The 23,954-nt window shown below is 63.0% G+C and carries 26 protein-coding genes and 4 tRNA genes; 11 read left to right on the top strand and 19 right to left on the bottom strand.

The window, feature by feature from the left end; all coding sequences use genetic code 11:
• Positions 1-19: 19 nt before the first annotated feature.
• The 3 genes from ubiT to ubiU are packed head-to-tail and all read right to left on the bottom strand — an operon-like array spanning position 20 to position 2,362.
• Positions 20-481 carry a ubiquinone anaerobic biosynthesis accessory factor UbiT gene (ubiT, locus tag GYB81_RS22245; RefSeq protein WP_161866827.1) on the bottom strand — a complete coding sequence of 154 codons (462 nt, stop codon included), beginning with the start codon at positions 479-481 and terminating at the stop codon, positions 20-22.
• Complete coding sequence (locus GYB81_RS22240) at positions 478-1,365, bottom strand: U32 family peptidase (RefSeq protein WP_161866826.1); 888 nt, start codon at positions 1,363-1,365, stop codon at positions 478-480. Before GYB81_RS22240 ends, ubiT begins: the two co-directional genes overlap by 4 nt.
• A 7-nt stretch (positions 1,366-1,372) precedes the next feature.
• Positions 1,373-2,362: a ubiquinone anaerobic biosynthesis protein UbiU gene (gene ubiU / locus GYB81_RS22235; protein WP_161866825.1), complete on the bottom strand. Its 990-nt coding sequence runs from the start codon at positions 2,360-2,362 to the stop codon at positions 1,373-1,375.
• Positions 2,363-2,554: 192 nt separating this feature from the next.
• Between ubiU and GYB81_RS22230 the strand changes: the two genes are divergently transcribed.
• Positions 2,555-2,791, top strand: coding sequence for a DUF3079 domain-containing protein (locus GYB81_RS22230; protein WP_161866824.1), 237 nt, complete (start codon positions 2,555-2,557; stop codon positions 2,789-2,791).
• A 43-nt stretch (positions 2,792-2,834) separates the two neighbouring features.
• Here GYB81_RS22230 and norR read toward each other — a convergent pair whose 3' ends face one another.
• Positions 2,835-4,364 (bottom strand): nitric oxide reductase transcriptional regulator NorR, encoded by a 1,530-nt coding sequence (gene norR / locus GYB81_RS22225; RefSeq protein WP_161866823.1) that lies wholly within the window; start codon positions 4,362-4,364, stop codon positions 2,835-2,837.
• A gap of 137 nt (positions 4,365-4,501) precedes the next feature.
• Between norR and ytfE the strand changes: the two genes are divergently transcribed.
• Positions 4,502-5,185, top strand: coding sequence for an iron-sulfur cluster repair protein YtfE (ytfE, locus tag GYB81_RS22220; RefSeq protein WP_161866822.1), 684 nt, complete (start codon positions 4,502-4,504; stop codon positions 5,183-5,185).
• Positions 5,186-5,251: 66 nt separating this feature from the next.
• On the opposite strand, the gene GYB81_RS22215 is transcribed toward ytfE, so the two are convergent.
• The 4 genes from GYB81_RS22215 to GYB81_RS22200 all read right to left on the bottom strand — a co-directional run bounded on the left by GYB81_RS22215 (position 5,252) and on the right by GYB81_RS22200 (position 9,536).
• Positions 5,252-6,436 carry an NnrS family protein gene (locus GYB81_RS22215; protein ID WP_161897950.1) on the bottom strand — a complete coding sequence of 395 codons (1,185 nt, stop codon included), beginning with the start codon at positions 6,434-6,436 and terminating at the stop codon, positions 5,252-5,254.
• A gap of 107 nt (positions 6,437-6,543) precedes the next feature.
• Positions 6,544-7,269 carry an anaerobic ribonucleoside-triphosphate reductase activating protein gene (locus GYB81_RS22210; protein WP_178101869.1) on the bottom strand — a complete coding sequence of 242 codons (726 nt, stop codon included), beginning with the start codon at positions 7,267-7,269 and terminating at the stop codon, positions 6,544-6,546.
• Between the two features lie 67 nt (positions 7,270-7,336).
• Positions 7,337-7,486, bottom strand: coding sequence for an anaerobic ribonucleoside-triphosphate reductase (nrdD, locus tag GYB81_RS24980; RefSeq protein WP_013715521.1), 150 nt, complete (start codon positions 7,484-7,486; stop codon positions 7,337-7,339).
• Positions 7,487-7,517: 31 nt separating this feature from the next.
• Positions 7,518-9,536, bottom strand: a complete 2,019-nt coding sequence (locus GYB81_RS22200; RefSeq protein WP_161866819.1) for a ribonucleoside triphosphate reductase — start codon at positions 9,534-9,536, stop codon at positions 7,518-7,520.
• Positions 9,537-9,750: 214 nt separating this feature from the next.
• Here GYB81_RS22200 and GYB81_RS22195 point away from each other — a divergent pair, with 214 nt between their 5' ends.
• Complete coding sequence (locus GYB81_RS22195) at positions 9,751-10,158, top strand: antitoxin Xre-like helix-turn-helix domain-containing protein (RefSeq protein ID WP_161866818.1); 408 nt, start codon at positions 9,751-9,753, stop codon at positions 10,156-10,158.
• Entirely contained in the window at positions 10,158-10,853 is a 696-nt protein-coding gene (locus tag GYB81_RS22190) for an RES family NAD+ phosphorylase (protein ID WP_161866817.1), read from the top strand. The genes GYB81_RS22195 and GYB81_RS22190 overlap by 1 nt, the downstream gene beginning before the upstream one ends.
• A 168-nt stretch (positions 10,854-11,021) precedes the next feature.
• On the opposite strand, the gene GYB81_RS22185 is transcribed toward GYB81_RS22190, so the two are convergent.
• The 7 genes from GYB81_RS22185 to GYB81_RS22155 all read right to left on the bottom strand — a co-directional run bounded on the left by GYB81_RS22185 (position 11,022) and on the right by GYB81_RS22155 (position 14,799).
• Positions 11,022-11,108: transfer RNA gene (locus GYB81_RS22185), tRNA-Leu, on the bottom strand.
• 119 nt (positions 11,109-11,227) lie between these two features.
• Positions 11,228-11,301: transfer RNA gene (locus GYB81_RS22180), tRNA-Cys, on the bottom strand.
• A 38-nt stretch (positions 11,302-11,339) separates the two neighbouring features.
• Positions 11,340-11,415 (bottom strand) — tRNA-Gly (locus GYB81_RS22175).
• A 67-nt stretch (positions 11,416-11,482) separates the two neighbouring features.
• Positions 11,483-12,043 (bottom strand): CDP-diacylglycerol--glycerol-3-phosphate 3-phosphatidyltransferase, encoded by a 561-nt coding sequence (gene pgsA / locus GYB81_RS22170; RefSeq protein ID WP_161866816.1) that lies wholly within the window; start codon positions 12,041-12,043, stop codon positions 11,483-11,485.
• A gap of 33 nt (positions 12,044-12,076) precedes the next feature.
• On the bottom strand, positions 12,077-13,900 hold the full coding sequence (gene uvrC, locus GYB81_RS22165; RefSeq protein WP_161866815.1) for an excinuclease ABC subunit UvrC: 1,824 nt from the start codon (positions 13,898-13,900) through the stop codon (positions 12,077-12,079).
• Between the two features lie 2 nt (positions 13,901-13,902).
• Positions 13,903-14,547 (bottom strand): response regulator transcription factor GacA, encoded by a 645-nt coding sequence (gene gacA, locus GYB81_RS22160; RefSeq protein ID WP_161866814.1) that lies wholly within the window; start codon positions 14,545-14,547, stop codon positions 13,903-13,905.
• A 164-nt stretch (positions 14,548-14,711) separates the two neighbouring features.
• Positions 14,712-14,799: transfer RNA gene (locus tag GYB81_RS22155), tRNA-Ser, on the bottom strand.
• Positions 14,800-14,963: 164 nt separating this feature from the next.
• Between GYB81_RS22155 and GYB81_RS22150 the strand changes: the two genes are divergently transcribed.
• From GYB81_RS22150 to GYB81_RS22120, 7 genes are all read left to right on the top strand, one after another.
• On the top strand, positions 14,964-15,632 hold the full coding sequence (locus GYB81_RS22150) for a Bax inhibitor-1/YccA family protein (RefSeq protein WP_161866803.1): 669 nt from the start codon (positions 14,964-14,966) through the stop codon (positions 15,630-15,632).
• Positions 15,633-15,767: 135 nt separating this feature from the next.
• On the top strand, positions 15,768-16,160 hold the full coding sequence (gene tusD, locus GYB81_RS22145; protein WP_161866802.1) for a sulfurtransferase complex subunit TusD: 393 nt from the start codon (positions 15,768-15,770) through the stop codon (positions 16,158-16,160).
• Positions 16,160-16,519, top strand: coding sequence for a sulfurtransferase complex subunit TusC (tusC, locus tag GYB81_RS22140; protein WP_161866801.1), 360 nt, complete (start codon positions 16,160-16,162; stop codon positions 16,517-16,519). Before tusD ends, tusC begins: the two co-directional genes overlap by 1 nt.
• Positions 16,519-16,818 carry a sulfurtransferase complex subunit TusB gene (gene tusB / locus GYB81_RS22135; protein WP_161866800.1) on the top strand — a complete coding sequence of 100 codons (300 nt, stop codon included), beginning with the start codon at positions 16,519-16,521 and terminating at the stop codon, positions 16,816-16,818. The genes tusC and tusB overlap by 1 nt, the downstream gene beginning before the upstream one ends.
• Positions 16,815-17,150 carry a TusE/DsrC/DsvC family sulfur relay protein gene (locus GYB81_RS22130; protein ID WP_161866799.1) on the top strand — a complete coding sequence of 112 codons (336 nt, stop codon included), beginning with the start codon at positions 16,815-16,817 and terminating at the stop codon, positions 17,148-17,150. Before tusB ends, GYB81_RS22130 begins: the two co-directional genes overlap by 4 nt.
• The gene (locus GYB81_RS22125) at positions 17,147-18,142 is read left to right on the top strand and encodes a glycosyl transferase family protein (RefSeq protein ID WP_161866798.1); all 996 of its coding nucleotides are present in this window, start codon (positions 17,147-17,149) and stop codon (positions 18,140-18,142) included. The genes GYB81_RS22130 and GYB81_RS22125 overlap by 4 nt, the downstream gene beginning before the upstream one ends.
• Before the next feature lie 74 nt (positions 18,143-18,216).
• Positions 18,217-19,215, top strand: a complete 999-nt coding sequence (locus tag GYB81_RS22120; protein ID WP_161866797.1) for a glutathione S-transferase family protein — start codon at positions 18,217-18,219, stop codon at positions 19,213-19,215.
• 76 nt (positions 19,216-19,291) lie between these two features.
• On the opposite strand, the gene cysG is transcribed toward GYB81_RS22120, so the two are convergent.
• The 4 genes from cysG to GYB81_RS22100 all read right to left on the bottom strand — a co-directional run bounded on the left by cysG (position 19,292) and on the right by GYB81_RS22100 (position 23,954).
• The gene (gene cysG / locus GYB81_RS22115; RefSeq protein WP_161866796.1) at positions 19,292-20,680 is read right to left on the bottom strand and encodes a siroheme synthase CysG; all 1,389 of its coding nucleotides are present in this window, start codon (positions 20,678-20,680) and stop codon (positions 19,292-19,294) included.
• Between the two features lie 168 nt (positions 20,681-20,848).
• Positions 20,849-22,129, bottom strand: a complete 1,281-nt coding sequence (serS, locus tag GYB81_RS22110; RefSeq protein WP_161866795.1) for a serine--tRNA ligase — start codon at positions 22,127-22,129, stop codon at positions 20,849-20,851.
• 122 nt (positions 22,130-22,251) lie between these two features.
• Positions 22,252-22,632 (bottom strand): fluoride efflux transporter CrcB, encoded by a 381-nt coding sequence (crcB, locus tag GYB81_RS22105; protein WP_161866794.1) that lies wholly within the window; start codon positions 22,630-22,632, stop codon positions 22,252-22,254.
• A complete protein-coding gene (locus tag GYB81_RS22100) occupies positions 22,629-23,954 on the bottom strand; it encodes a replication-associated recombination protein A (protein ID WP_161866793.1) in 1,326 nt (441 codons plus the stop codon). The genes crcB and GYB81_RS22100 overlap by 4 nt, the downstream gene beginning before the upstream one ends.

The raw sequence follows: 23,954 nt of genomic DNA, 5'->3' as shown, positions 1-23,954 counted from the left end.
AGCGGGCGGTCATCCTCACTCAGTGCACGGCTTCGCCAATCGCCTGGATCAGCTGCCAGGCTCTGGGTGAAAGCTCCTGCGGTTCAAGCGCGTCCAGCAGATTCTTCACGGCCAGCCCCAGGTCGGTGTCGCCCTCGATCACCAGGTGACGGCGAAAGAACAGGGTATCCGGATCTTCCCGGCGGCTGGCCAGCAGAAGGAAGTCGCGCCAACTGCCGCGAATGGTCACGTCCACTGTCTGGCGACGCCGTAACAGCAGCCGGGTACCGACGCAGCTCACGCACCAGGCCAGGCCCAGGTCGCTGATTTCGATGCGCAGCCAACGGCCCGCCAGCAGATCGAACGCGCCCTCGGCCAACGGCTTGGCCAACAATCGGGCCGCCGCGCTTTCGATAAGCCGGCGCTGTACGGCAAAGGGTAGGTATTGCCCGAGTGGCAATAGCGGCGTGCCCAGTTTCACCAGCCGACGAGTCAGGGTCATGAGTTCAGCCCCTGCGCCGTCAGCATGCCCGGAAGGCCATGCCAGTAGCCATTGCAACCACTCACTGCCAGGGGCGGCAGGCCTCCGTCGCGCACCGCGGCGAAGTCGCTGATGACTCGCGCCATGCCTTCGGGGCGCGGGCTCAGGCGCAGAATATCCACCCCGCTGTCGGCAAGGGCCGGGTAGTCGGCCAGGAGATTGCTGACCTCTGCAGACATGGTCTGGATGCCATTGAGGATGAACAACGGCTGCGCCTCCTGGCTGAGCAGCGCGATGCCCTCGGGATAGTTCTGGCAGCAGAACTGGCAGTCGTCCTTGGGCCGGTTCTCCGCCCGCGCCGTAAAGCAGCGCGCCGAGTAGGCCAGCGGTAGATGGCCGTAGGCGAACAACTCGACTTCGGGGCGTTCGATCTGCAGGGCATCGAGTTGTCGCAGGCAATCGTGCAGCAGTTGCCCGGAGCACTCCACGGGTGGAACCCAGCGTTGCAGCCCGCACATCATCAGTTCGTGCAAGGCATGGGCGTTGTACAGGTTCAGCGCCGGCCCGGCGACGAAAGGCAGACGCCGCTCGGCGAGTAGCTGTACCGCTCCCATGTCGTTGGCCTCCACCCGCAATTCGCCGTTGTCGCAAAGGCGGCGCAGGCTGGCCAGCTCGGAGGCCGCCTCGACCAGCGCCAGGCCGGACAGCACCAGCTCGGCGCCGGTGCATGTGCGCAGCTCGCGTGCCAGTTGCAGCCAGTCGTCCAACGACAGCGCGCGGCGCTTGGAGCAAACCGTTTCGCCCAGGTAGATGACATCGAGCGGTTGTTCGGCCATTTCGGCATAAAAGTCCAGCAACTTGCTGCGACTCCAGTAGAACAGGACAGGGCCAAGACTCAGTTTCATGGTTTCCTCACTGCCAGGATCGATGATAGGCACCAAGCGTGGTCTGGCTGCCTTCGGACAGTCGCGCCAGGTCCTCGCGCCAGCGTTCCTGGACGACGAAATGGCCTGCGGCATGGGCATCCAGCGCTTCGCGCCAGACCCGGGTTACCTGCTCGACATACGCCGGACTGCGCTGCCGTCCCTCGATCTTCACCGCGGCGATGCCCATTTCGGCCAACTGCGGGATCAGATCGATGGTGTTGAGGCTGGTGGGTTCCTCCAGGGCGTGGAAGCGCTGGCCCTCGACCAGGAACCGTCCCTTGCACAGGGTCGGATAGCCTGCCGGCTCGCCCGGCGCATAACGGTCGATCAGCACGCCGCCCAGACGCGAATTCAGGCCCTGGGCATCTTCCTGCCAGCGCACGGCCTTGGCCGGCGAGCAGACGCCGCACAGATTGGGCGACTCGCCGGTAACGTAGGACGACAGGTGGCAGCGCCCCTCGGCCATGATGCACAGGCTGCCGAAGGCGAATACCTCCAGCGGCACGCTGCTCTTTTCCGCAACCTGGCGCACCTGGGCCAGCGACAGTACCCGCGGCAGCACGGCCCGGCGAATGTTATAGCGCTGCTGGTAGAACGCCAGCGCAGCAGCGTTGGTGGCAGAGCCCTGCACAGAGAGATGCAGGTTGAGATCGGGATGATGGCGACTGGCATAGGCCAGCACGCCTGGGTCGGCGGCAATCAGCGCGTCCACTCCGAGCGCAGCGGCCTGATCCACCGCGCGTTGCCAGCGCTGCCAGCCCTGCGCCTGGGCGTAGGTATTGACCGCAACATAGAGTTGGCGGCCGCGCTGGCGGATGAGTTGCAAGCCCGTGTCCAGCTGGCGCTCATCCAGATTCAGGCCGGCAAAATGACGGGCGTTGGTGTCATCGCGAAAGCCCACGTAGATGGCATCCGCCCCCTGATTCAACGCGGCCTTGAGAGCGGGAAGACTCCCCGCGGGACAGACCAGATGCATGATTCGACTCCTGCTTCGACAGCGAGGCGCCACTCTAGGCGACGCATCACAGCGGTCGCCTTGACTGCGATCAAGTCGGTCCAGCCGGTGCCTCACGACGGCGAATGCGCCAGAACTTGATATCGATCAAGGCCAGCACGACCGGCAGCACTAGGCTTGGAGAGAACGACAGACCAGACAGGAAAGGCTGAAATGGCCAAGAAATTTCCCTTGCACCCGAGCCGCCCCGATCGCATCTGCTGGGGCTGTGATCGCTATTGCCCGGCTGATTCGCTGGCCTGCGGCAATGGCGCTGACCGCACCATGCACCCGGTCGAGATGCTCGGCGATGATTGGTATGAGCATGGCGACTGGGGAATGGACATAGCGGAGCCAAAGGAGAACCTGGCTGACGATACCTGTCCGGTACGCCTGATCTCCGCGCAATAGACGGCCGCTGCCCATAGGAAGGCATCGCGTTCGCTGCTCACGGTCAGATCAGGTTCAAACGCCGCGCCAGCTTGCGCAGGTTGCTGGGGTCGACAGCCAGCGCCCGGGCTGTGGCGGCCCATTTGCCGCCGTGCTCGTCCAGCGCGTTGCGGATCAGCTCTCGCTGATAGCGATCCACACTCTGCTGCAGGCTCTCGCTGGATATCAGCGCTGGCGTTGCTGGGGCGCTTGCCTGCAGCGCGACCGGCCCCTCCAGCCCCAACCAGGAAGCACCGATACTGAGCAAGGCGGTGCGCGACTCGGCCTGGCTCAATACCTTGAGCGCAGCCCTGCTGATCACATGCTCCAGTTCGCGCACGTTGCCTGGCCAGCAATAGCCCAGCAGCGCTTGCTCGGCATCGGCTGACAGGCGCAGGCAGCGCAGGCCCAGGCGCGCGCGGTTGAGCTCGAGAAAATGTCCGGCCAGCAGCAGGATGTCTCTGCCCCGCTCGCGCAAAGGTGGGATATGCACCGGGTAGACCGACAGACGATGATAGAGGTCGGCCCTGAATCGCCCCTCACGCACCTCTTCCCACAGCCGTCGGTTGGTTGCAGTGATCACCCGGACATCGACATGTCGCGTGCGGTCCGAGCCCAGGCGCTGGATCTCGCCATTCTGCAGGGCACGCAGCAACTTGGCCTGGATCGACAGCGGCAGCTCGCCGATCTCGTCGAGAAACAGCGTGCCGCCGTTGGCCGCCTCGAAGCGCCCGGGACGATCCTGCGTGGCGCCGGAGAACGCGCCGCGCACATGCCCGAACAGCTCGCTTTCCGCCAATGTCTCTGGCAGCGCTGCGCAGTTCACGTACACCAGCGGTTTGCGCGCACGAGGCGAATGGGCATGCAGCCAACGGGCGAACAGTTCCTTGCCGACGCCGGTTTCGCCCTGCAGCAACACCGGCAATTCGGATTCAGCCACCACGCCGAGCTCGTCGAGCAACTGGGTGAGGATTGGGCTGTCGCCCAGAATCATGCTCGCCGCCTCGTCACCCTCCTCGCCGGGTTCGGTGCGGACCAGACGCAGGCTGCGAATCTCGTTCTCCAGTCGGCAGGTCCGCAGCGCCGCCTCGATCAACAGACCATAGCGTTGCAGACGTTCGCCGGCGCGTCGGTCGAAAGTGCCGGGGCGCAAGGCGTCGAGCGTCACCGCGCCCCACGAACGACCATCGACCCACAGGCTCATGCCCATGCAATCATGCACGGGCAGCGGCTCGTCCGGGCTGTGCTGCAACAAGCCATCGTAAGGATCGGGCAGCTCGCTATGCGCCGGAAACTGTACCGGCGCGCGCTGCTCCATGATCCGCGCCAGACGCGGGTGCCTGGCAACTACGAAGCTGCGCCCCAGGGTTTCGTGGCTCAGCCCGACCGCAGCCTGAGGTCGCAGGTTGTCGCCATCCAGGCGCAATAGCACCACCGCACTGCAGGCAAAGACTTCGCGCAGGCTGACCACCAGCCGCTGCAGGCGTACAGCGCTGGGCAACTCGCCTGTCAGGTCGGCGAGCAAGGTGTTCTGCAAGGGAGTGAAATCTACCATTTCGGGTGCCCCGGACCTGATTCGTGGCGGGTAGATTAGACCTGTAAGCCGCGCGAGCCCTTGATTGCCGTCAAGTCTTGCCCCGGCACGGTGTTTGCGATGGGCACAGGCACAAACCAGCCTGAAAGGAGCCATGCATGGCCAGCCAACTGCTCGACCACACCCTGGGCCACATCGCCTGCAACATCCCCGGTGCGACCCGGGTTCTCCATGAATTCCACCTCGATTTCTGCTGCGGCGGCCAGAAGAGCCTGCGCCAGGCAGCACAGGAGCGCGGCATCGATGCCGAACAGGTACAACGGCACCTGCTATCGCTCGAGGGCGAAATCGGGCATGAAGAAGATTGGCGCACGGCTCCGCCGGAGCAACTTATCGAACACATCCTGGAGCGCTACCACGACGTCCATCGCCAGCAATTGCCGGAGCTGATCCGCCTGGCGGCCCGCGTCGAACAGGTGCATGGCGGTCGTGAACACTGCCCGCTGGGCCTGACGGACCTGCTGATGAATCTGCTGCAGGAACTGGAAAGCCATATGCAGAAGGAGGAACAGATACTCTTCCCGATGATCCAGCGCGGCGCGGGTGTGATGCTGGGCGCACCGATATCGGTGATGCGCTATGAGCATGACCAGCATGGCGATGCGCTGGAGCGCCTGGTGGCGTTGACCAACGGCATGCAGCCGCCCGCCAACGCCTGCAACACCTGGCGAGCGCTCTACGGCGGCCTGGATGAACTGCGCCGCGACCTGATGCAGCACATCCACCTGGAAAACAACCTGCTGTTCCCCCGCGCTTTGGGTGAATCGGTCGGTTATCAATAAGCGCCTGCCGCCGCGCGCCCCAACCAGGAGCGCGCGGCGGCAGTGAGGTCACTTGTTTTCTTGCCCCTAGCCCGGATGACCATCGACACGCGGCCGACACAGCATGGGCCCGTAGCAGTAGAGATACTGTGCAAAGGCCAGGCTCCAGGCCAGAGTTGCCAGCCAGAGCGCCGGTTGGTACGCGAAGGACACGCCGAAGACCCTGACCAGCGCGGCCAGATTGAGCGCGACGAAGGCGATGGCGAAGCCGCGTGGCAACTGCAGCGCACGCCCTGTATGGCCCAGCGTGACCCGTGCCAGCATGGCCAGGATCAGGCCGCCCATGGCACCGACGGTCAGCCCATGCAATGCCTGGCTGAAGGACAGCGGCGCGCCCAACTGCGCCGCTGCGAGCCCGAGGCAAGCCAGCACCAGCCAGGCATAGGCCAGGTGCAGCGACCACAGCAGCGGCACCCGCAGCAGACCGGCATCGAACCAGCGGTACAGGCGAATACCGTGACCCAGCCCCAGAGCCAGCAGCAGGATCGCGCCGAACCAATGAGGTTGCAGCAGCAGCCCCGCAGCGGTGAGCACTGCCATTAGCACACTGCCGACCAGCAGGGCCACATCCAGCCAGATCCAGGGCTGCACCGCCTCGGTCCGGCCCAGGCCGCGTTGGGTGAAGAAGGGAATCACCCGCCCGCCGATCACCGTCATCATCGCTGCCACCAGCCAGATGGCTGCCAGGCAGCCCTGGCGTTGCCAAGCCTCATGCCCGAACGCCACGCCGAGCAGACTGAGCAGATCCGCCGCAGCCAGCAATGCAAGCACCAGCACGATCGGGTAATTACGTCGCTGGCGCACTGCCCAGAGCAGCCGGGCCATGATCACCGCGACCGCAAGCAGAAACGCCACGTTGACCACCAGCAGCAACCATGCTGAAGGCAGCCACCAACTCAGACGCCCCAGCAGCCATAGCGCGGCCAGCCAGGCCAACGGCTTGCCCGACAGGCTCGGTCGCCCCGTCCAGGTCTGCACCGCCGTCAGCAGAAAGCCCGCGATGATGGCCCCGGCGAAACCGAACGTCTGCTCATGACGGTGCCAGGCCAGCCAACCACCCTGTGGCTCGGCGACAGGACCGCCGTAGAGCGCGAAGACCCAGAGCGGAACCGCCAACGCCGCAAGCCCGGCACCAAACAGAAAGAAGGGGCGAAACCCCAGGCGCAGGATCGCCGGGATGGCCAGGGCCTTGCGCTTATCGGTAATCAGCATGTTGTCTCCTCCCCCGCGCGGATCGAGGCGCAGGGGTTACTAGAATGTCGGGGCCTTGGTAGTCGGGCGGTCCCCGTGGTCTTTCCGGCACGCCGTCAGCCATTGGCCTAGGCCGCGCGCAGTTCGAAACGTTCGAACAGTTGCTCGAAATAAGGCCAGAGTTCTGCCGCCTGCGGTGGCGTGGCAGCAGCGCTCAACTGCTCGTCGAGCATCCGCTGCGAGCGAGCCAGCTGCACTGCGAAGCGGCGCACCCCTTGAGCCGCAAGGCGTTCACCCAAACGTCGCAGGTGCCGGCAATCGAGCAGGTCCCAGTGCACCGTGGTGCGGCATTCGTAGCTCACGCCGCTTGCCAGCAGCAGCTCCAGGCTTTTCCAGTTGGCCTGGCCGCTACCGCTGACGCCGGTGATCAGCGCCGCCTCCTCCTCCAATGCCTTGACGTCGAATCCGACCCAGTCGCAATGCGCCAGTGCGCGTCCGAACGAAGCCGGTTTGATCCCGGCGCTGTGCAAGCCGACCTTGAAACCCAGCTCGCGCACCCGACGCATGGCCGAGGGCAAGGCCAGCTGCAGCGTGGCCTCGCCACCGGAAAACACGACCGCCTGCAACAGTCCCTGGCGCTGCTGCAGGAAATCCAGCACCCTGGCCCAGCTCCATTCGGCGCTCGTTGTACCGCAGCGAATCAGCTCCGGGTTGTGGCAATAGCGGCAGCGCCATGCGCAGCCCTGGCAGAACAGTACGCAGGCCAGATGGTCGGGGTAATCGAGTGTCGTCATCGGCTGCAGCCCGCCAATGCGCAAGGCCTGGCGGGCTGGATGCAAGGGAGATGGAGGCATGGCCGTCACTCCGGGAATGAAGATGGCGAAGTCCGGGCCATCGCGATGGTCCGGACTCACGACGCAATCAACGCGGCTCGACGAAATGACGGCGCTCGCGATGCTCGGATTGCTTGCCCAGGTTGAAGGCCGTCACCGGGCGGTGGTAACCCATCACCCGGGTCCAGACCTCACAGCGCTGACGCTGGGCTTCGGGAAGTTTCAGCTGTGCATTCATGGTGTCGCTCCTTGTGGTGGGTAATAGGTCTTCAGCCGCCGCAGGCGCCGCAGCACTGCTGTTTCTGCAGCAGAGCCTCGTCGCACTTCGGGCAGAACTCATGTTCACCAGCCAGGTAACCGTGCACCGGGCAGATGGAGAAGGTCGGGGTAATGGTCAGGTACGGCAGGCGGAAGCGCGAGAGCGCCGTGCGCACCAGTTGCTTGCAGGCCTGCGCCGAGGAAATCCGCTCGGCCATGTACAGGTGCAGCACGGTGCCGCCGGTGTACTTGCATTGCAGCTCGTCCTGCAGAGCCAAGGCCTCGAAGGGATCGTCGGTGAAACCGACCGGCAGTTGCGAGGAGTTGGTGTAGTAAGGCGCCTCGACCGTGCCAGCCTGGAGGATATCGGGGAAACGTTTCTGGTCCTCCTTGGCGAAGCGGTAAGTAGTGCCCTCGGCCGGCGTCGCTTCGAGGTTGTAGAGGTGACCGCTACGCGCCTGGAACTGCACCAGTCGCACACGTACATGATCGAGCACCTGCAGCGCCAGCGCACGACCCGCCTCGGTTTGCATCCCCTCCTGGTCGTCCGTGAAATTGCGCAGCATCTCGTGCAGGCCGTTCACACCGATGGTGGAAAAGTGATTGCGCAGGGTGCCCAGGTAGCGCCGCGTGTAGGGATAGAGCCCTGCATCCATGTGGTGCTGAATGACCTTGCGCTTGACCTCCAGACTTTCGTAGGCCATCTCCAGCAACACGTCCAGGCGCTGCAGCAGGCCGGGCAAATCCTGACGATGGCGATAGCCCAGGCGCGCGCAGTTGATGGTCACCACGCCAAGAGAACCGGTCTGCTCCGCCGAGCCGAACAGGCCGTTGCCGCGTTTCAGTAGCTCACGCACGTCCAGTTGCAGACGGCAGCACATCGAGCGCACCTGGTTGGGCTGCATGTCCGAGTTGAGGAAGTTCTGGAAGTACGGCAGACCATAGCGCGCAGTCATGTCGAACAGACGCGTGGCATTGTCGCTGTCCCAGGGAAAGTCGTGGGTAATGTTGTAGGTCGGGATCGGGAAGGTGAACACCCGCCCTTTCGCATCGCCGGCCATCATTACCTCGATATAGGCGCGGTTGATCAGCTCCATTTCTCCCTGCAGATCGCCGTAGCAGAACGGCATCTCCTGGCCACCGATCACCGGCACCTGCTCGCGCAGGTCCTCGGGGCAGACCCAGTCGAAGGTCAGGTTGGTGAAAGGCGTCTGCGTCCCCCAGCGCGACGGCACGTTGAGGTTGTAGATGAACTCCTGGATGGCCTGGCGGATTTCGTCGTAGCCCAGGCCGTCCTTGCGCACGAAGGGTGCCAGGTAGGTGTCGAACGAGCTGAACGCCTGGGCCCCGGCCCATTCGTTCTGCAAGGTGCCAAGGAAGTTGACCATCTGCCCCAGGGCACTGGACAGATGCCTGGGCGGCCCCGCCTCGACCCGCCCCGCGATGCCATTGAACCCCTCATTCAGTAGCGTGCGTAGCGACCAGCCAGCGCAGTATCCGGCCAGCATGTCGAGGTCGTGGATATGCAGGTCGGCCTCGCGGTGCGCCCGGCCCACCTCCTCGCTGTAGACCTCGTCCAGCCAGTAGTTGGCCGTCACCTTGCCGGATACGTTGAGAATCAGCCCGCCCAGCGAATAACCCTGGTTGGCGTTGGCCTGCACACGCCAATCCTCGCGCGACAGGTATTCGTTCATCGACGCGGCCACGTCTATCAGGTGCTTGCGGTCGCGTCGCAGACGGCCATGCCGCTCGCGGTAGACGATATAGGCGCGCGCGGTCTGATAGTAACCGGCCTCCATCAGCACCTGCTCGACCCGGTCCTGAACCTGCTCCACTTCCAGGCTGCGGAACTCCACCAAGCGTGCCAGCACCGCGTCGGTGAGCGCCCTGGCCTCGGTCGCCGCGAATTCCCCCGTGGCCTGACCCGCAGCAGTGATCGCACGCTCTATCTTGGCGCCTTCGAAAGGCACCTCCTGGCCGTCGCGCTTGAACAGCGACTGCGGCCGATTAGCGACACGCTCCTTATACACTCAGCACCTCCTGGCACATCATCTAGTTTCAAAATCAGAGCAAGAACACAAGATGATGTGGAATCTACGCTTTGAGGGCCGTTTTAGAATTGATCGTGATCAAGTTTGTCTGGGCTGGCGGTTAGCTCTTTTCCCGTTAGAGAAGCTAGCTAAATTTAATCTGCAGACCAAAACATGCTATAAATAAATCTACAGACGCAAAGAAGAGTTCTATATGACCGTTACAGCCCTTCAGGTTCAGGACTTCTCGAAAAGCCAGTGCGCAGCCGGTCTGCGCGCTGCGCTGAACATTCTCGACAAGTGGAAGGCGTCAGCCGAACAGGCCTGCCGAGTGCTACGGATCTCCCGCAGCACCTACACCCGCGCCAGCCAGAAGGACTCGTCATGGACGGTAAGCCTGGACTCCGACCAGATGCAGCGCATCAGCCTGGTGTTGAACATCCATGCCGCACTACGTGTGGTGTTCGATAACCCCGATAATGTTTACGGCTTTGCCCTGATGGAAAACCACAACGAGTTCTTCAACGGCCGCACGCCAATGGAAGTCATGGCGCAAGGCGACATGATCTCGTTGTACGAAACGTTCCGGCGCATTGACACCCTGCGAGGTGCTCAGTGGTAATGCTCAGCGACCTACCACTGCTGGAAGATGAGCCGGTACAGGCCTACCGCCTGGTCAACTCCAAGTTCCCGCCCATCGCCCTATTCGATGATGTCGCCGACGCAGAGGACTTCGAAGCCCTCTATCAGATCCAGGCGCTGACCAATCCACGGCTGCAGAACGAGATTGGTCGCCTGGAGCTGATATCGCGTGACCAGATTCCCTTCGGCATTGTCGGCTGCTCGTACGCGACGGCCCCCTTCACTCACGTCAACCCGGCTGGCTCGCGCTTCAGCAACGGCAGCTTCGGTGTGCTGTACCTGGCGGACAGAATGGATACCGCGATTGCCGAGGTGTGCTACCACCAGGAAAACTACTGGTCGAAGGTGCCGAACCTCAACTATGAGCGCTTCGTCTTCCGCGGGCTGACCGCCAACTTCAGCGAAGCAGGGTTGAGAGACGCCACGGTCGTACCGCTATCCGACCCCATCTATGCGCCAGGTGACTATGCCCACTCCAACCAGCTGGGAGCCGAGGTGAAAGCGTCGGGATGCACGGGCCTGCGCTATCACTCGGTGCGCTCTGCCGGCAATATCTGCTGGGCACTGATGACGCCGCGGCCAGTGGCTTCAATCATCCAGAGCGCGCATTACGAAATGATCTGGAGCGGCCAGGTGATCAGCGTCAATCAGATCACGACGTTGATTGGCACCTAGGTTTGCCGGATATAGACGAGCAGAACGCCTTGGCCGTCATTAACCCGCGCCAAACACTTTTCGCCGATTTCAGGATGGGAAATAAGAGACAGCCATAAATGACAAAACCGGCCAGAGTGCCGATTGGATGAGTTTCGTAGACTTGTAGGCCAGCTAGAAACAGATGAATGGTGCCCGAAGCCGGACTCGAACCGGCACGCCATTGCTGGCGAGAGATTTTAAGTCTCCTGCGTCTACCGATTTCGCCATTCGGGCGGTAGCGCTGTGCGAAGGGCGGACTATATACAGCCCTCCGCGTCCTCGCAAGGCATGCAAAGCGCACTAGCGAGAATGAAAAAGGCCTCGTAAATCATTGATCTACGAGGCCTTTTGATTGGAGGCTGAGGTCGGAATCGAACCGGCGTTCACGGATTTGCAATCCGGTGCATAACCACTCTGCAACTCAGCCATGAAGCAAACGAGCCGCCTTGGCGACTCGTGTAAAACTGGAGCGGGAAACGAGACTCGAACTCGCGACCCCGACCTTGGCAAGGTCGTGCTCTACCAACTGAGCTATTCCCGCTTGTCTTGTCGACGGGCGCCATTCTATAGAATCGAACCGCGCCGTCAACCCTTTGATTCAAAAATACTTATTTCTTTTCCGAGGTGGTGCTGAGGTGCGGCCAGGCGGCCAGCAGGTACTGCAGCATCGACCACAACGTCAGCACCGCTGCGATCACCAGCAGGATGTATCCGACCACCACCCAGAAGGTGAATACAGGCGGATTGCCTAGCAGAATGACCAGCGCCAGCATCTGCGCCGCGGTTTTCCATTTGCCGAGGTTGGAGACCGCCACATGCGCCCGAGCGCCAAGCTCGGCCATCCACTCACGCAAGGCAGACACGACGATCTCTCGGCCGATGATGGTCGCTGCCGCGAGGGTCAGCCAGAGATTGGAATGCTCTGCAGCGAGCAGCACCAGCGCTACCGCCACCATCAGTTTGTCGGCGACCGGATCGAGGAAGGCGCCGAACGGTGTGCCCTGCTCCCAGCGACGCGCCAGGTAGCCATCCAGCCAGTCGGTCGCGGCAGCAACGGCGAAGACGCCGCTGGCGGCCCAGTAACTCCAGGAGAACGGCATATAGAACAGCAGGATGAAGACCGGAATCAGCGCGACCCGGAGCACGGTAAGCAAGTTGGGGATATTCATCGGCACAACTAGGCTGCGAAGTGAACAGGCATTCTACTCACTGTGCAGAGTGTCATAAATCAACTCGGCGAGCTTTTTACTGATTCCGGGCGCTTTGGCGATTTCTTCGGCACTGGCGCGGGACAATTCCTGCAGACCACCGAAGTGATTGAGCAGTTCACGCCGCCGCTTCGGGCCAATTCCGGCGACTTCTTCCAGCGTCGAAGTACGCCGCGTCTTGCCGCGGCGCGCACGGTGCCCGGTGATCGCGAAGCGGTGCGACTCGTCACGGATCTGCTGGATCAGGTGCAACGCCGGCGAATTGCCGGGCAAGGTGAACTCGTGCTCGGCATCGTTGAGGTAGAGCACTTCGAGACCGGGCTTGCGCGTCGTGCCCTTGGCCACGCCGAGCAGGATCAGATCCGGCACCGCCAGCTCCTGCAGCACCTCGCGGGCCATGGCCAGTTGGCCTTTGCCACCGTCCACCAACAGCACGTCAGGCAGTTTGCCTTCGCCATCCTTTATCTTGCTGAAGCGACGGGTCAGGGCCTGGTGCATGGCCGCGTAATCGTCACCCGCAGTCACGCCCTCGATATTGAAACGGCGGTAATCGGATTTCAGCGGGCCTTCGGGGCCGAACACCACGCATGAAGCGACCGTCGCCTCGCCGCTGGAATGGCTGATGTCGAAGCACTCCATGCGCTGCGGCGGCTCGTCCATCTCCAGCACCGCGGCCAGTGCCTCGAAGCGTTCGGCCAGGTGCTGTCGATTGGCCAGGCGCGCGGCCAGTGCCTGTTCGGCATTGGTAACGGCCAGTTGCTGCCAGCGGGCGCGGGTGCCACGTACACGCAAACTGATAGTCAGGCTGCGGCCACGCAATGATTCGATGGCCTCGACCAGGGTGGCGAAGTCTTCATGCTGCACATTGACGATCAGCTCGCTGGGCAGATCGCGTTCGGCATTGCCCAGGTAGTACTGAGCGAGGAAGGCCATCAGCACATCGCCGCCCTCCTCCTCGATCGCCACCTGCGGGAAGAAATTCTTGCTGCCCAGCACGCGGCCGCCACGCACGCTGATCAGGTGCACGCAGGCGCCGCCCGGCGTGAGCATCACGGCGACGACATCGACGTCGCCGCTGCCACCTTCCATGCTCTGCTGATCCTGCACACGGCGCAGCATGGAAATCTGGTCGCGCAGTTCGGCGGCGCGTTCGAACTCCAGCGCCATGGAGGCTTTTTCCATGCTGGCGGACAGTTCCTCGCTCAGCGCATTGCTGCGGCCGTCGAGAAACATCACCGAGTGGCGCACGTCTTCGGCGTATTCCTCGGGGCTGACCAGGCCGACGCAGGGCCCCTTGCAGCGCTTGATCTGGTACTGCAGGCAGGGGCGCGTGCGGTTCCTGTAATAACTGTCCTCGCACTGACGAACCAGAAAGGTTTTCTGCAGCAGGCTCAGGCTCTCGCGAATCGCCAGGGCGCTGGGGTAAGGACCGAAGTAGCGCCCCTTGGCCTTCTTCGCGCCACGGTGGATGCCGAGCCGTGGAAATTCGCCGTCAGAGAGGAATACATAGGGATAGGACTTATCGTCGCGCAGCAGAATGTTGTACGGCGGCCGCCATTCCTTGATCAGCGTCTGCTCCAGCAGCAGCGCCTCGGTCTCGTTGCCGGTGATGGTGGTTTCGATCTGCGCGATGCGTGCAACCAGGGCGGCGGTCTTGGGCGCCTGGCCGGTCTTGCGGAAATAACTGGCGAGACGCTTCTTGAGGTTCTTTGCCTTGCCTACATAAAGCAGACGCGCCTCGGCGTCGAACATGCGATAAACGCCAGGGCGACCGCTGCAGGTCGCCAGGAAGGCACTCGAATCGAAGTTGGCAGACATCTTCAGCTGACGGCGTCGACCATGCCGTGGCGTACCGCAAGCAGGGCCAGCTCTACGTCGCTGTTGATGGAGAGTTTCTCGAAGATGCGGTAACGGTAGGTATTGACCGTCTTCGGCGAAAGGCAAAGCTTGTCCGAGATGTTCTGCACCTTGTGGCAGTTGGCGATCATCAGGGCAATCTGGATTTCACGCTCGGACAAAAGATCGAACGGCGAGCCGCTGGTTTGCGGCTGGAAGGACTTAAGCGCCAGTTGTTGCGCGATCTGCGGGTCGATGTAGCGCTGACCGGCGAACACCAGGCGAATGGCCTGCACCATCTCATCCAGCGCGGCACCCTTGGTCAGATAGCCAGCGGCGCCGGCCTGCAGCAGACGAGTCGGGAACGGATCCTCTTCGCATACGGTGACCGCAACGACCTTGATGTCGGGATGGCTACGCATCAGTTTGCGGGTGGCTTCCAGGCCGCCAATACCGGGCATCTTGACGTCCATCAGGACGACATCGGGCTTGAGTTCGCGGACCTTGAGCAGGGCTTCTTCGCCGGTGCAGGCTTCGCCCACCACTTGCAGACCATCGATATCGGCCAGCATGCGGGTAATGCCCGTGCGAACCAGATCGTGATCGTCGACTACCAGGACCCTAATCAATCGCCACCTCGTTGCACCGTGTCAGCCACCGTGCAACGACGGTGAGATTGAACCTGCCGGCCACCTTAGCAAAAAGCCAGGGGCTGACCTAGCTTGGCGTACGGCAGTCAAAAAGCCAACGCCAGATTTAAGGTTAGATAACGCATCAAGGCAATATGGGGAATTGGCGGAAGCGGTGAGATTCGAACTCACGGATAGTTGCCCATCGACGGTTTTCAAGACCGTTGCCTTAAACCACTCGGCCACGCTTCCAAACTCTGGAGGCGGAGGATGAGGCTTCAACCTCCGCTGCAGTGCGGGCGGCAATCTTACCGGAACGCAACACACTGTCAAACTCTCTGTCTTGGCACTTCGACTAGCTCTGTTATGATCCGGTCCAATCGAATAACGGATCCTCGTGCCACAGGAGCGTCGCCATGCAAGAGCGAGACTACGTACTAAACCATTCGCAGGCCGATCAGCTGGAAGTCAGCAAGGTTTTGCGCAACACCTACGGTTTGCTGGCCATCACCCTGGCCTTCAGTGGCCTGGTCGCTTTTCTCAGCCAACGCGCCAACGTGCCCTACCCGAACTTCTTCGTGGTACTGATCGGCTTCTACGGCCTGTTCTTCCTCACCTACAAGCTGCGTGACTCGGCATGGGGCCTGGTTTCCACCCTCGCCCTGACCGGTTTCATGGGCTACACCCTCGGTCCGATCCTCAACCGCTACCTGGGCATGGCCAACGGTGCCGAGGTGATCAGCTCGGCGTTCTCCATGACCGCACTGGTGTTCTTCGGTCTGTCCGCTTACGTGCTGACCACCCGCAAGGACATGAGCTTCCTCAGCGGTTTCATCACTGCCGGCTTCTTCGTCCTGCTCGCCGCCGTTTTGGCCAGCTTCTTCTTCCAGATCAGCGGCCTGCAACTGGCGATCAGCGCCGGCTTCGTGTTGTTCTCCTCGGTCTGCATCCTGTTCCAGACCAGCGCCATCATCCATGGCGGTGAGCGCAACTACATCATGGCTACCATCAGCCTGTACGTGTCGATCTACAACCTGTTCGTCAGCCTGCTGCAGATCTTCGGCATCATGGGCGGCGACGACTGATCAAGGTTCGTCCCCCTTCGAGCCCGCTTCGGCGGGCTTTTTCTTGCGCGCCTGTTTTGCCTCGCTGCAGTGATTCTTTGTTTGCCGGGCACCCTGGCCTTATCATTGCCCCAGTTTTGCCTCACCGGACGCTCCATGAAGTTTGCCATCGCCCTGTTCGCCGCTCCTCATCTGCCTGCCTCGCGACGCGCCCTGCGTTTCGCCCAGGCGGCGCTGGCGGGCGGCCACGAAATCGTTCGCCTGTTCTTCTACCAGGACGGCGTGCATAGCGCTGCCAGCAATGTCGTGAGCCCTCAGGACGAGCTGGATCTGCCCCGAGAGTGGCGCGAGTTCGTCACGGCCAATGGGCTGGATGCCGTAGTCTGCATCGCTGCCGCCCTGCGTCGTGGCGTACTCAATGCCGACGAGGCGCAGCGCTATGCGCGCCCGGCGGCCAATCTGCAGGCCCCGTGGGAGCTTTCCGGCCTCGGCCAGTTGCATGAAGCGGCGCAGCAGGCCGACCGCCTGATCTGCTTCGGAGGCCACTGATGAGCAAGTCGCTGTTGATCATCAGCCGTCAGGCACCCTGGAGCGGTCCCGGCGCGCGCGAGGCACTGGACATCGCCCTGGCCGGTGGCGCCTTCGACTTGCCCATCGGCATGCTGTTTCTTGATGACGGCGTGTTCCAGCTGAGCAAGGTCCAGCAGCCGAATGCTCTGCAACAGAAGGACCTCGGCGCCAACCTGCAGGCCCTGCCGATGTTCGGCGTGGACGATCTGTACGCCAGCCAGCGCAGCCTGGCCGAGCGCGGACTCGGCGCCGCCGACCTGAATATCGCGGTACAGCGCCTCGACGACAGCGCGCTGGCCGCCCTCCTCGATCGTTACGACCAGGTGATCACCCTCTGATGGCCACCCTGCATATCCTTTCCCACTCGCCGTTCGCCGACAGCCGCCTGGCCAGTTGCCTGCGCCTGCTGGGCGCCGACGACGCGCTGCTGCTCAGCGGTGATGCGGTCTATGCCCTGCAGCCCGATACCGCCAACCTGCAGGCGCTGCAGCTGATGCCCGCCAGCGTTGCGCTCTATGCCCTGGACGAAGACCTCGCCGCACGCGGCCTGCAGGCACCCGAGCGCGTGAGGACCGTGGATTACCCGGCGTTCGTTGAGCTCTGCACCCGCTACGCCAAGGTCAACAGTTGGCTATGAGTACTCTTGACGTCGCCGGCCGCGAAATCGCCCTGGACAAGGATGGCTACCTGGTCGACCTGCAGGACTGGTCGCACCCGGTTGCCGAAGCACTGGCTGCCGCCGAGGAGCTGCAACTGAGCCACGAGCACTGGGAAATTCTCGACCTGCTGCGTGCCTTCTACGATGAGTTCCAGCTGTCGCCGGCCAATCGCCCCCTGATCAAGTACGTGGCGCTCAAGCTCGGCCCCGACAAGGGCAACAGCCTGCACCTCAACCGTCTGTTCAAGGGCACGCCCGCCAAACTCGCCGCCAAGCTCGCCGGCCTGCCGAAACCGACCAACTGCCTATGAACCTGATCACGCCTGAAGAACATCCTTTCGCCCAGTTCGTGCGCATTCTCGGCAAAGGCAAACGCGGTGCACGCGGCCTGACCCGCGAGGAAGCCCGTGAAGCCATGGGTATGCTGCTCGACGGCAAGGTCGAGGACACCCAGCTCGGCGCCTTCCTGATGCTGCTGCGGCACAAGGAGGAAAGCGCGGAGGAGCTTGCCGGTTTTACCGAAGCCATCCGCCCACGACTGGCGGCTCCCCGTATTCAGGTCGATCTGGACTGGCCCAGCTACGCCGGCAAGAAGCGCCACCTGCCCTGGTACCTGCTGGCGGCCAAGGCGCTGGCCGCCAGTGGCGTGCGCATCTTCATGCATGGCGGCGGCGCTCACACCGCAGGACGCCTGTATAGCGAGCAGCTGCTGGCAGCCCTGGATATCCCCTGCTGCCGCGACTGGCAGAGCGTGGCATCGGCGCTCGATCAACAGGGCCTGGCCTACAGTTACCTGGGCGACTGGATGCCGGCGCTGCAGCGCATGATCGATCTGCGCAACACGCTGGGTCTGCGCTCGCCGATACACTCCCTGGCGCGCATCATCAACCCGCTGGCGGCCGGCTGCGGGCTGCAGAGTATTTTCCATCCCGGCTACCAGGTCGTGCACCGCGAAGCCAGCCGCCTGCTCGGTGACGCTGCCATCGTGATCAAGGGTGAAGGCGGCGAGATAGAGGTCAACCCGGACGTATCCTGCCACCTGCACGGCACCCGCCTCGGCGAGAACTGGGATGAGGAATGGCCAGCCCTTTCGGCGCAGCGCCACGTCAAACCGGAGCAGCTCGACCCGACGGCCCTGAACGGCTTCTGGCGCGGCGAACGCGAGGATGCCTACGGCCAGCTCGCCGTTGTCGCCACCATGGCGGTCGCGTTGCGAGGGCTGGGCATGCCGCGCGAGCAGGCTTTTGAACAGGCCCGGCAACGCTGGGAAGCACGGTTACAATCTATCCAGCCGATTGGTTAAGCCAATTTTTTCCACCTTTCTATCGACCCTGCAGCGCTAGACTCCAAGTTCACTCAAGAACGGAGGCAAGCGTTATGGGTTTGCTGATCGATGGACGCTGGCATGACCAGTGGTATGACACTGGCGACAGTGGCCGCTTCCAACGCGAAAGCGCGCAACGCCGCAACTGGGTAACCGCCGACGGCAGCGCCGGCCCGAGTGGCGACGGCGGCTTCAAGGCCGAAGCCGGGCGCTATCACCTGTACGTCTCGCTGGCCTGCCCCTGGGCTCACCGTACCCTGATCCTGCGCAAGCTCAAGGGTCTGGAATCCTTGATCGACGTATCCGTGGTCAGTTGGCTGATGCGCGAGCATGGCTGGACCTTCGACCGCAACTTCGGTTCCAGCGGCGACCGTCTCGACAACCTCAGCTACATGCACCAGCGCTACACGGCCGACGATCCCCACTACAGCGGCCGCGTCACCGTGCCAACACTCTGGGATAAACACAGCGGCGGCATCGTCAGCAACGAGTCGGCGGAAATCATCCGCATGTTCAACAGCGCCTTCGATGGCCTGACCGGTAATGACCTGGACTTCTACCCGGAGCCGCTACGCGAACGTATCGACCAGCTCAACGAGCGTATCTACCCGGCGGTGAACAACGGCGTCTACCGCGCCGGCTTCGCCACCACCCAGGAAGCCTACGAAGAAGCCTTCGACGAGCTGTTCGCCATGCTCGATGAGCTGGAATCACTTCTGGACAGCAATCGCTATCTGGCCGGTGAATACCTGACCGAAGCCGACATCCGCCTGTTCACCACGCTGATCCGCTTCGATGCCGTTTACCACGGGCACTTCAAGTGCAACCTGCGGCGCATCGAGGACTACCCTAATCTGTCCAACTGGCTGCGCGAGCTGTATCAGTGGCCGGGGATCGCCGAGACGGTGGACTTCACCCATATCAAATCGCATTACTACGCCAGTCACGCCACCATCAACCCGACCGGGGTCATTCCCAAGGGGCCGCAGCAGGACTTCACCCGCGCGCATGACCGCCAGCGCCTGCCGGGCAAGGGTGTGGCAAAAAGCTGAGAGCTAGGTCGTAGGGTGGATGACGCTTGATGCCCGGCCGCGGTGGATCGATGAAGCGCGATCCACCCTACCTGCGTCAGACGCTGCCCTGCGCACCCTCGAACCAGGCCAGCTTGTCACGCAGGGTGACCACTTCCCCGACTATCACCAGAGTGGGCGCATGCACTTCGTGCTGCGCCACCAGCTGCGGCAGGGTTTCCAGAGTACCGGTGAATACTCGCTGATTCTGCGTGGTGCCCTGCTGCACCAGCGCCGCGGGTGTTGCACCCGAGCGGCCGTGCGCGATCAATTGCTCGCAGATGCCGGATAACCCGACCAGGCCCATGTAGAACACCAGCGTCTGCCCAGGCGCCACCAGATCCTTCCAGGGCAGGTTGCTGCTGCCATCCTTGAGGTGACCGGTGACAAAACGCACCGACTGCGCATGATCGCGGTGGGTCAGCGGAATCCCGGCATAGGCCGCGCAACCGGAGGCCGCGGTAATACCCGGCACCACCTGAAATGGAATGTCCTCGGCGGCCAGCTGTTCGATCTCTTCGCCACCGCGACCGAAGATGAACGGATCGCCCCCTTTTAGGCGCAGCACGCGCTTGCCCTGGCGCGCCAGGTCGATCAGCAGCTGGTTGATCTGCTCCTGCGGCACGGCATGATCGGCGCGGCGCTTGCCGACGTAGATGCGCTCGGCATCGCGCCGGCACAGCTCGATGATGGCCGGTGCCACCAGGCGGTCGTAGAGCACCACATCGGCTTGCTGCATCAGGCGCAGGGCGCGAAAGGTCAGCAGATCGGGATCGCCCGGGCCGGCACCGACCAGATAGACCTCGCCCAGCGCACGTGGCGCCGCACCGGCCAAACGCTCCTCCAGCAGGCGCTCGCCCTCTTCCGGCTTGCCGGCAAACACGCTCTCGGCGATCTGCCCCTGGAAGACGTCCTCCCAGAACACCCGGCGCTGCTGTACATCGGGAAAGAGCTGCTTGACCCGCTCACGGAAGCGCTTACCCAGGTTGGCCAGCTGACCGTAGGTGGCCGGAATCCAGGTTTCGATCTTGGCGCGAATCAACCTGGCCAGCACCGGCGCATCGCCGCCGCTGCTGACTGCGACGATCAACGGCGAGCGATCGACGATAGCCGGGAAGATCACGCTGCACAGCGCCGGCGCATCCACCACGTTGACCGGGATACCCAATGCCTGGGCCTCGGCGGAAATCAGCGCGTTGAGCGGTACGTCATCAGTCGCAGCAATGACCAGGGCGACGCCCTGCAGATCGCCGCTCACATAGCCGCGCAGGAAACAGCCCTCGGCCCCGGCCAGCTCCTGAAGCTCGCTACGAATATCGGGTGCCACGACGCGCAGACGTGCTCCGGCATCGCTCAGCAGGCGTGCCTTGCGCAACGCGACCTCGCCACCACCGATCACCAGTACCGGGCGATCCTGCAGCTTGTGGAACAGCGGAAGGAATTGCATGAGTCATGCCTCGTAAGCGGAGAGTGAGCGGCTGGCTCGCAAGGTGCCTGTAAGCGGCACTGATGGACGCCGGCAATGGGCGCGCTGTCATTGCGGCGCCCATCGCCAGCCTGCCGCCCAAAAAACGGGGCGGCTACTGCCACCCCGTATCGTGCAAAACGATCAGACTTAGCCGATCACTTCGATGCCGCCCATATAGGGCTTGAGCACCTCGGGCACACGGATGCTGCCGTCAGCCTGCTGGTAGTTCTCCAGCACGGCCACCAGGGTACGCCCGACCGCCAGGCCGGAGCCGTTGAGGGTGTGCACCAGTTCCGGCTTGCCGGTTTCCGGGTTACGGTAACGCGCCTGCATGCGGCGAGCCTGGAAGTCGCCACAGTTCGAGCACGAGGAAATCTCGCGGTACTTGTCCTGGCTCGGCACCCAGACTTCCAGGTCGTAGGTTTTCACCGCAGAGAAACCCATGTCGCCGGTGCACAGCGCCAGCTTGCGATACGGCAGTTCCAGCAGTTGCAGCACGCGCTCGGCGTTGGCAGTCATACCTTCCAGCGCCTCGAAGGACTTGGACGGATCGACGACCTGCACCATCTCCACCTTGTCGAACTGGTGCTGGCGGATCATGCCGCGGGTATCGCGGCCGGAGGCGCCCGCCTCGCTGCGAAAGCACGGGGTATGGGCGACGAACTTCAGCGGCAGTTGCTTGGCATCGAGAATTTCGCCGGCGACGATATTGGTCAGCGAGACTTCGGCAGTCGGGATCAGGTACAGATCGGCCTGGTCTTCACGACGGATCTTGAACAGGTCTTCCTCGAACTTCGGCAGCTGGCCGGTGCCCTGCAGTGCCGGGGCCTGCACCAGATAAGGCGTGTAGGCCTCTTCGTAGCCGTGCTCGCCGGTGTGCAGGTTGATCATGAACTGCGCCAGGGCGCGATGCAGGCGGGCGATGGGGCCGCGTAGCAAGGCGAAACGCGCGCCGGACAGTTTGGCGGCGGTTTCGAAGTCCAGCCAGCCGTGTTGCTCGCCCAGGGCTACGTGGTCCTTGATTTCGAAGTCGAAGCTGCGCGGGGTGCCCCAGCGCGCCACCTCGACGTTGCCGTCCTCATCCGCGCCGACAGGCACGGACTCGTGCGGCAGGTTTGGGATGTTCAGCAGCAGGTTGTCCAGCTCGTTCTGGATGGCGTCCAGCTCACGCTTGCCGGCTTCCAGGTCGCTGCCCATCTGGTCGACTTCCGCCAGCAAGGGCGCGATATCTTCACCGCGCGCCTTGGCCTGGCCGATGGACTTGGAACGGCTGTTGCGCTCGGCCTGCAGTTGCTCGGTGCGCACCTGCACCGACTTGCGCTGACTCTCCAGGGCCTCGAAGCGAGCGACATCGAGGGCGAAGCCACGGGTAGCGAGGCGTTCGGCGATTTCGGAGAGTTGCGTGCGGACGAGTTTGGAATCGAGCATGTTCGGGTCTCAAGACAACGGCGAAATGGTGATGGCCAGCACTGTGGCGCGGGTTGTGGAGTGTAAAGCCTTAGCAGGCTGTTGAAAAACCACCTGCGCTCTTTTCAACAGCCTGCCGCAGGTCAGGCAGCCAAACGAGCCAGGCTCAAACCTGCCCAGGCCGCCAGCAGGCCGCCGATGATGCTGAATGCCAGGTAGCCGAGGGCTTCGGCGGCGCGACCACCCTCGATCAGTTTCATGATTTCCAGGCTGAAGGATGAAAAGGTGGTGAAACCGCCGAGCACGCCGGTGATCAGCCCGGTGCGCAGCTCCAGGGGCAAGTCGCTGCGCGTCAGAAACAAGCCGGACAGCAGGCCGATCAACAGGCAACCCAGGACATTGACGGCAAAGGTCCCAAGATAGAAGTGCCGCGGCCAGTTGCCGGCGACCCAGCTGGAAACCAGAAACCGCATGACCGAGCCAACCGCTCCCCCTGCGGCTACGGCAAGCGCCACTCGGATCATGGTTTCCGCCTCTGCCTGGCGCTTTTGGCATCCAGATTGCGCAAATGCTGCAGCTTGTCGCGAATCTTCAGCTCCAGGCCGCGTGGCACTGGATCGTAGTACTGACGCGGCTGCAGAGTCTCGGGGAAGTAATCCTCGCCCGCAGCGTAGGCATCCGGCTCGTCATGGGCATAGCGGTACTCATCGCCATAGCCGAGCTGCTTCATCAGCTTGGTCGGGGCATTGCGCAGGTGCAGCGGCACCTCCTGCGAGCCCTGCTCGACAGCATCACGCATCGCTGCCTTGAAGGCCGTGTACACCGCATTGCTTTTCGGCGCGCAGGCCAGGTAGACGATGGCTTGCGCGACGGCCAGCTCGCCTTCCGGACTGCCGAGACGCTCCTGCACGTCCCAGGCATTGAGGCACAGGGTCAGGGCACGCGGATCGGCGTTGCCGATATCCTCGCTGGCCATGCGCACCACACGCCGGGCGATATAGAGCGGGTCGCAGCCGCCGTCAAGCATGCGCGCGTACCAGTAAAGCGCGCCGTCCGGGCTGGAGCCACGCACCGATTTGTGCAGCGCGGATATCTGGTCATAAAAGGCCTCGCCGCCCTTGTCGAAACGACGGCGGCTGTCGCCCAGCAGATTCTGCAGCAGTTCGACGCCGATCTCGCCATCGTCTTCCGCCAGGTCGGCGGCATTCTCGAGAAAGTTGAGTAGACGGCGACCATCGCCATCGGCGGCAGCCAGAAGGATCTGAAAAGCCTCGTCCGGCAGGTTGAGATGGCGATCGCCCAATCCTTTCGGATCGGTCAAGGCGCGATTGATCAGCTTGCGCATCGCAGCCTCGTCCAGGCTCTTGAGCACGTAGACGCGGGCGCGCGACAGCAGTGCGTTGTTCAGCTCGAACGAGGGATTCTCGGTGGTGGCACCGATGAAGATCAGCGTGCCGTCTTCAACGTAAGGCAGGAATGCGTCCTGCTGGCTCTTGTTGAAACGATGCACCTCGTCAACGAAGAGGATGGTGCGACGGCCGTACTGCGATGCATGCTGCTGAGCCACTTCGACAGCCTGACGGATTTCCTTCACACCGGACAAAACGGCGGAAATGGTCTCGAAATGGGCATCGGTGACCTTGGCCAGCAGACGTGCCAGGGTGGTTTTGCCCACACCGGGCGGCCCCCAGAAGATCATCGAATGCAAGGCGCCCTGCTCCAACGCCTCACGCAGCGGTTTACCCGGCCCCAGCACGTGTTCCTGGCCGACGTATTCATCCAGGGTGGTAGCACGCAGACGCGCAGCCAGGGGCTGCGCGACGGGTTGGCGACCGAACAGATCCAC

This window comes from Pseudomonas yangonensis, from assembly GCF_009932725.1.
Lineage (GTDB): Bacteria > Pseudomonadota > Gammaproteobacteria > Pseudomonadales > Pseudomonadaceae > Aquipseudomonas > Aquipseudomonas yangonensis.
Note: the sequence above shows the minus strand (reverse complement) of the source record. Positions and strands in the feature narration are given on the sequence as shown.

Coding starts and splice junctions, on each gene's coding strand:
- ubiT (WP_161866827.1), bottom strand. CDS start 481: ATGACCCTGACTCGTCGGCTGGTGAAACTGGGCACGCCGCTATTGCCA.
- GYB81_RS22240 (WP_161866826.1), bottom strand. CDS start 1,365: ATGAAACTGAGTCTTGGCCCTGTCCTGTTCTACTGGAGTCGCAGCAAG.
- ubiU (WP_161866825.1), bottom strand. CDS start 2,362: ATGCATCTGGTCTGTCCCGCGGGGAGTCTTCCCGCTCTCAAGGCCGCG.
- GYB81_RS22230 (WP_161866824.1), top strand. CDS start 2,555: ATGGCCAAGAAATTTCCCTTGCACCCGAGCCGCCCCGATCGCATCTGC.
- norR (WP_161866823.1), bottom strand. CDS start 4,364: ATGGTAGATTTCACTCCCTTGCAGAACACCTTGCTCGCCGACCTGACA.
- ytfE (WP_161866822.1), top strand. CDS start 4,502: ATGGCCAGCCAACTGCTCGACCACACCCTGGGCCACATCGCCTGCAAC.
- GYB81_RS22215 (WP_161897950.1), bottom strand. CDS start 6,436: ATGCTGATTACCGATAAGCGCAAGGCCCTGGCCATCCCGGCGATCCTG.
- GYB81_RS22210 (WP_178101869.1), bottom strand. CDS start 7,269: ATGCCTCCATCTCCCTTGCATCCAGCCCGCCAGGCCTTGCGCATTGGC.
- nrdD (WP_013715521.1), bottom strand. CDS start 7,486: ATGAATGCACAGCTGAAACTTCCCGAAGCCCAGCGTCAGCGCTGTGAG.
- GYB81_RS22195 (WP_161866818.1), top strand. CDS start 9,751: ATGACCGTTACAGCCCTTCAGGTTCAGGACTTCTCGAAAAGCCAGTGC.
- GYB81_RS22190 (WP_161866817.1), top strand. CDS start 10,158: ATGCTCAGCGACCTACCACTGCTGGAAGATGAGCCGGTACAGGCCTAC.
- pgsA (WP_161866816.1), bottom strand. CDS start 12,043: ATGAATATCCCCAACTTGCTTACCGTGCTCCGGGTCGCGCTGATTCCG.
- uvrC (WP_161866815.1), bottom strand. CDS start 13,900: ATGTCTGCCAACTTCGATTCGAGTGCCTTCCTGGCGACCTGCAGCGGT.
- GYB81_RS22150 (WP_161866803.1), top strand. CDS start 14,964: ATGCAAGAGCGAGACTACGTACTAAACCATTCGCAGGCCGATCAGCTG.
- tusD (WP_161866802.1), top strand. CDS start 15,768: ATGAAGTTTGCCATCGCCCTGTTCGCCGCTCCTCATCTGCCTGCCTCG.
- tusC (WP_161866801.1), top strand. CDS start 16,160: ATGAGCAAGTCGCTGTTGATCATCAGCCGTCAGGCACCCTGGAGCGGT.
- tusB (WP_161866800.1), top strand. CDS start 16,519: ATGGCCACCCTGCATATCCTTTCCCACTCGCCGTTCGCCGACAGCCGC.
- GYB81_RS22130 (WP_161866799.1), top strand. CDS start 16,815: ATGAGTACTCTTGACGTCGCCGGCCGCGAAATCGCCCTGGACAAGGAT.
- GYB81_RS22125 (WP_161866798.1), top strand. CDS start 17,147: ATGAACCTGATCACGCCTGAAGAACATCCTTTCGCCCAGTTCGTGCGC.
- GYB81_RS22120 (WP_161866797.1), top strand. CDS start 18,217: ATGGGTTTGCTGATCGATGGACGCTGGCATGACCAGTGGTATGACACT.
- cysG (WP_161866796.1), bottom strand. CDS start 20,680: ATGCAATTCCTTCCGCTGTTCCACAAGCTGCAGGATCGCCCGGTACTG.
- serS (WP_161866795.1), bottom strand. CDS start 22,129: ATGCTCGATTCCAAACTCGTCCGCACGCAACTCTCCGAAATCGCCGAA.
- crcB (WP_161866794.1), bottom strand. CDS start 22,632: ATGATCCGAGTGGCGCTTGCCGTAGCCGCAGGGGGAGCGGTTGGCTCG.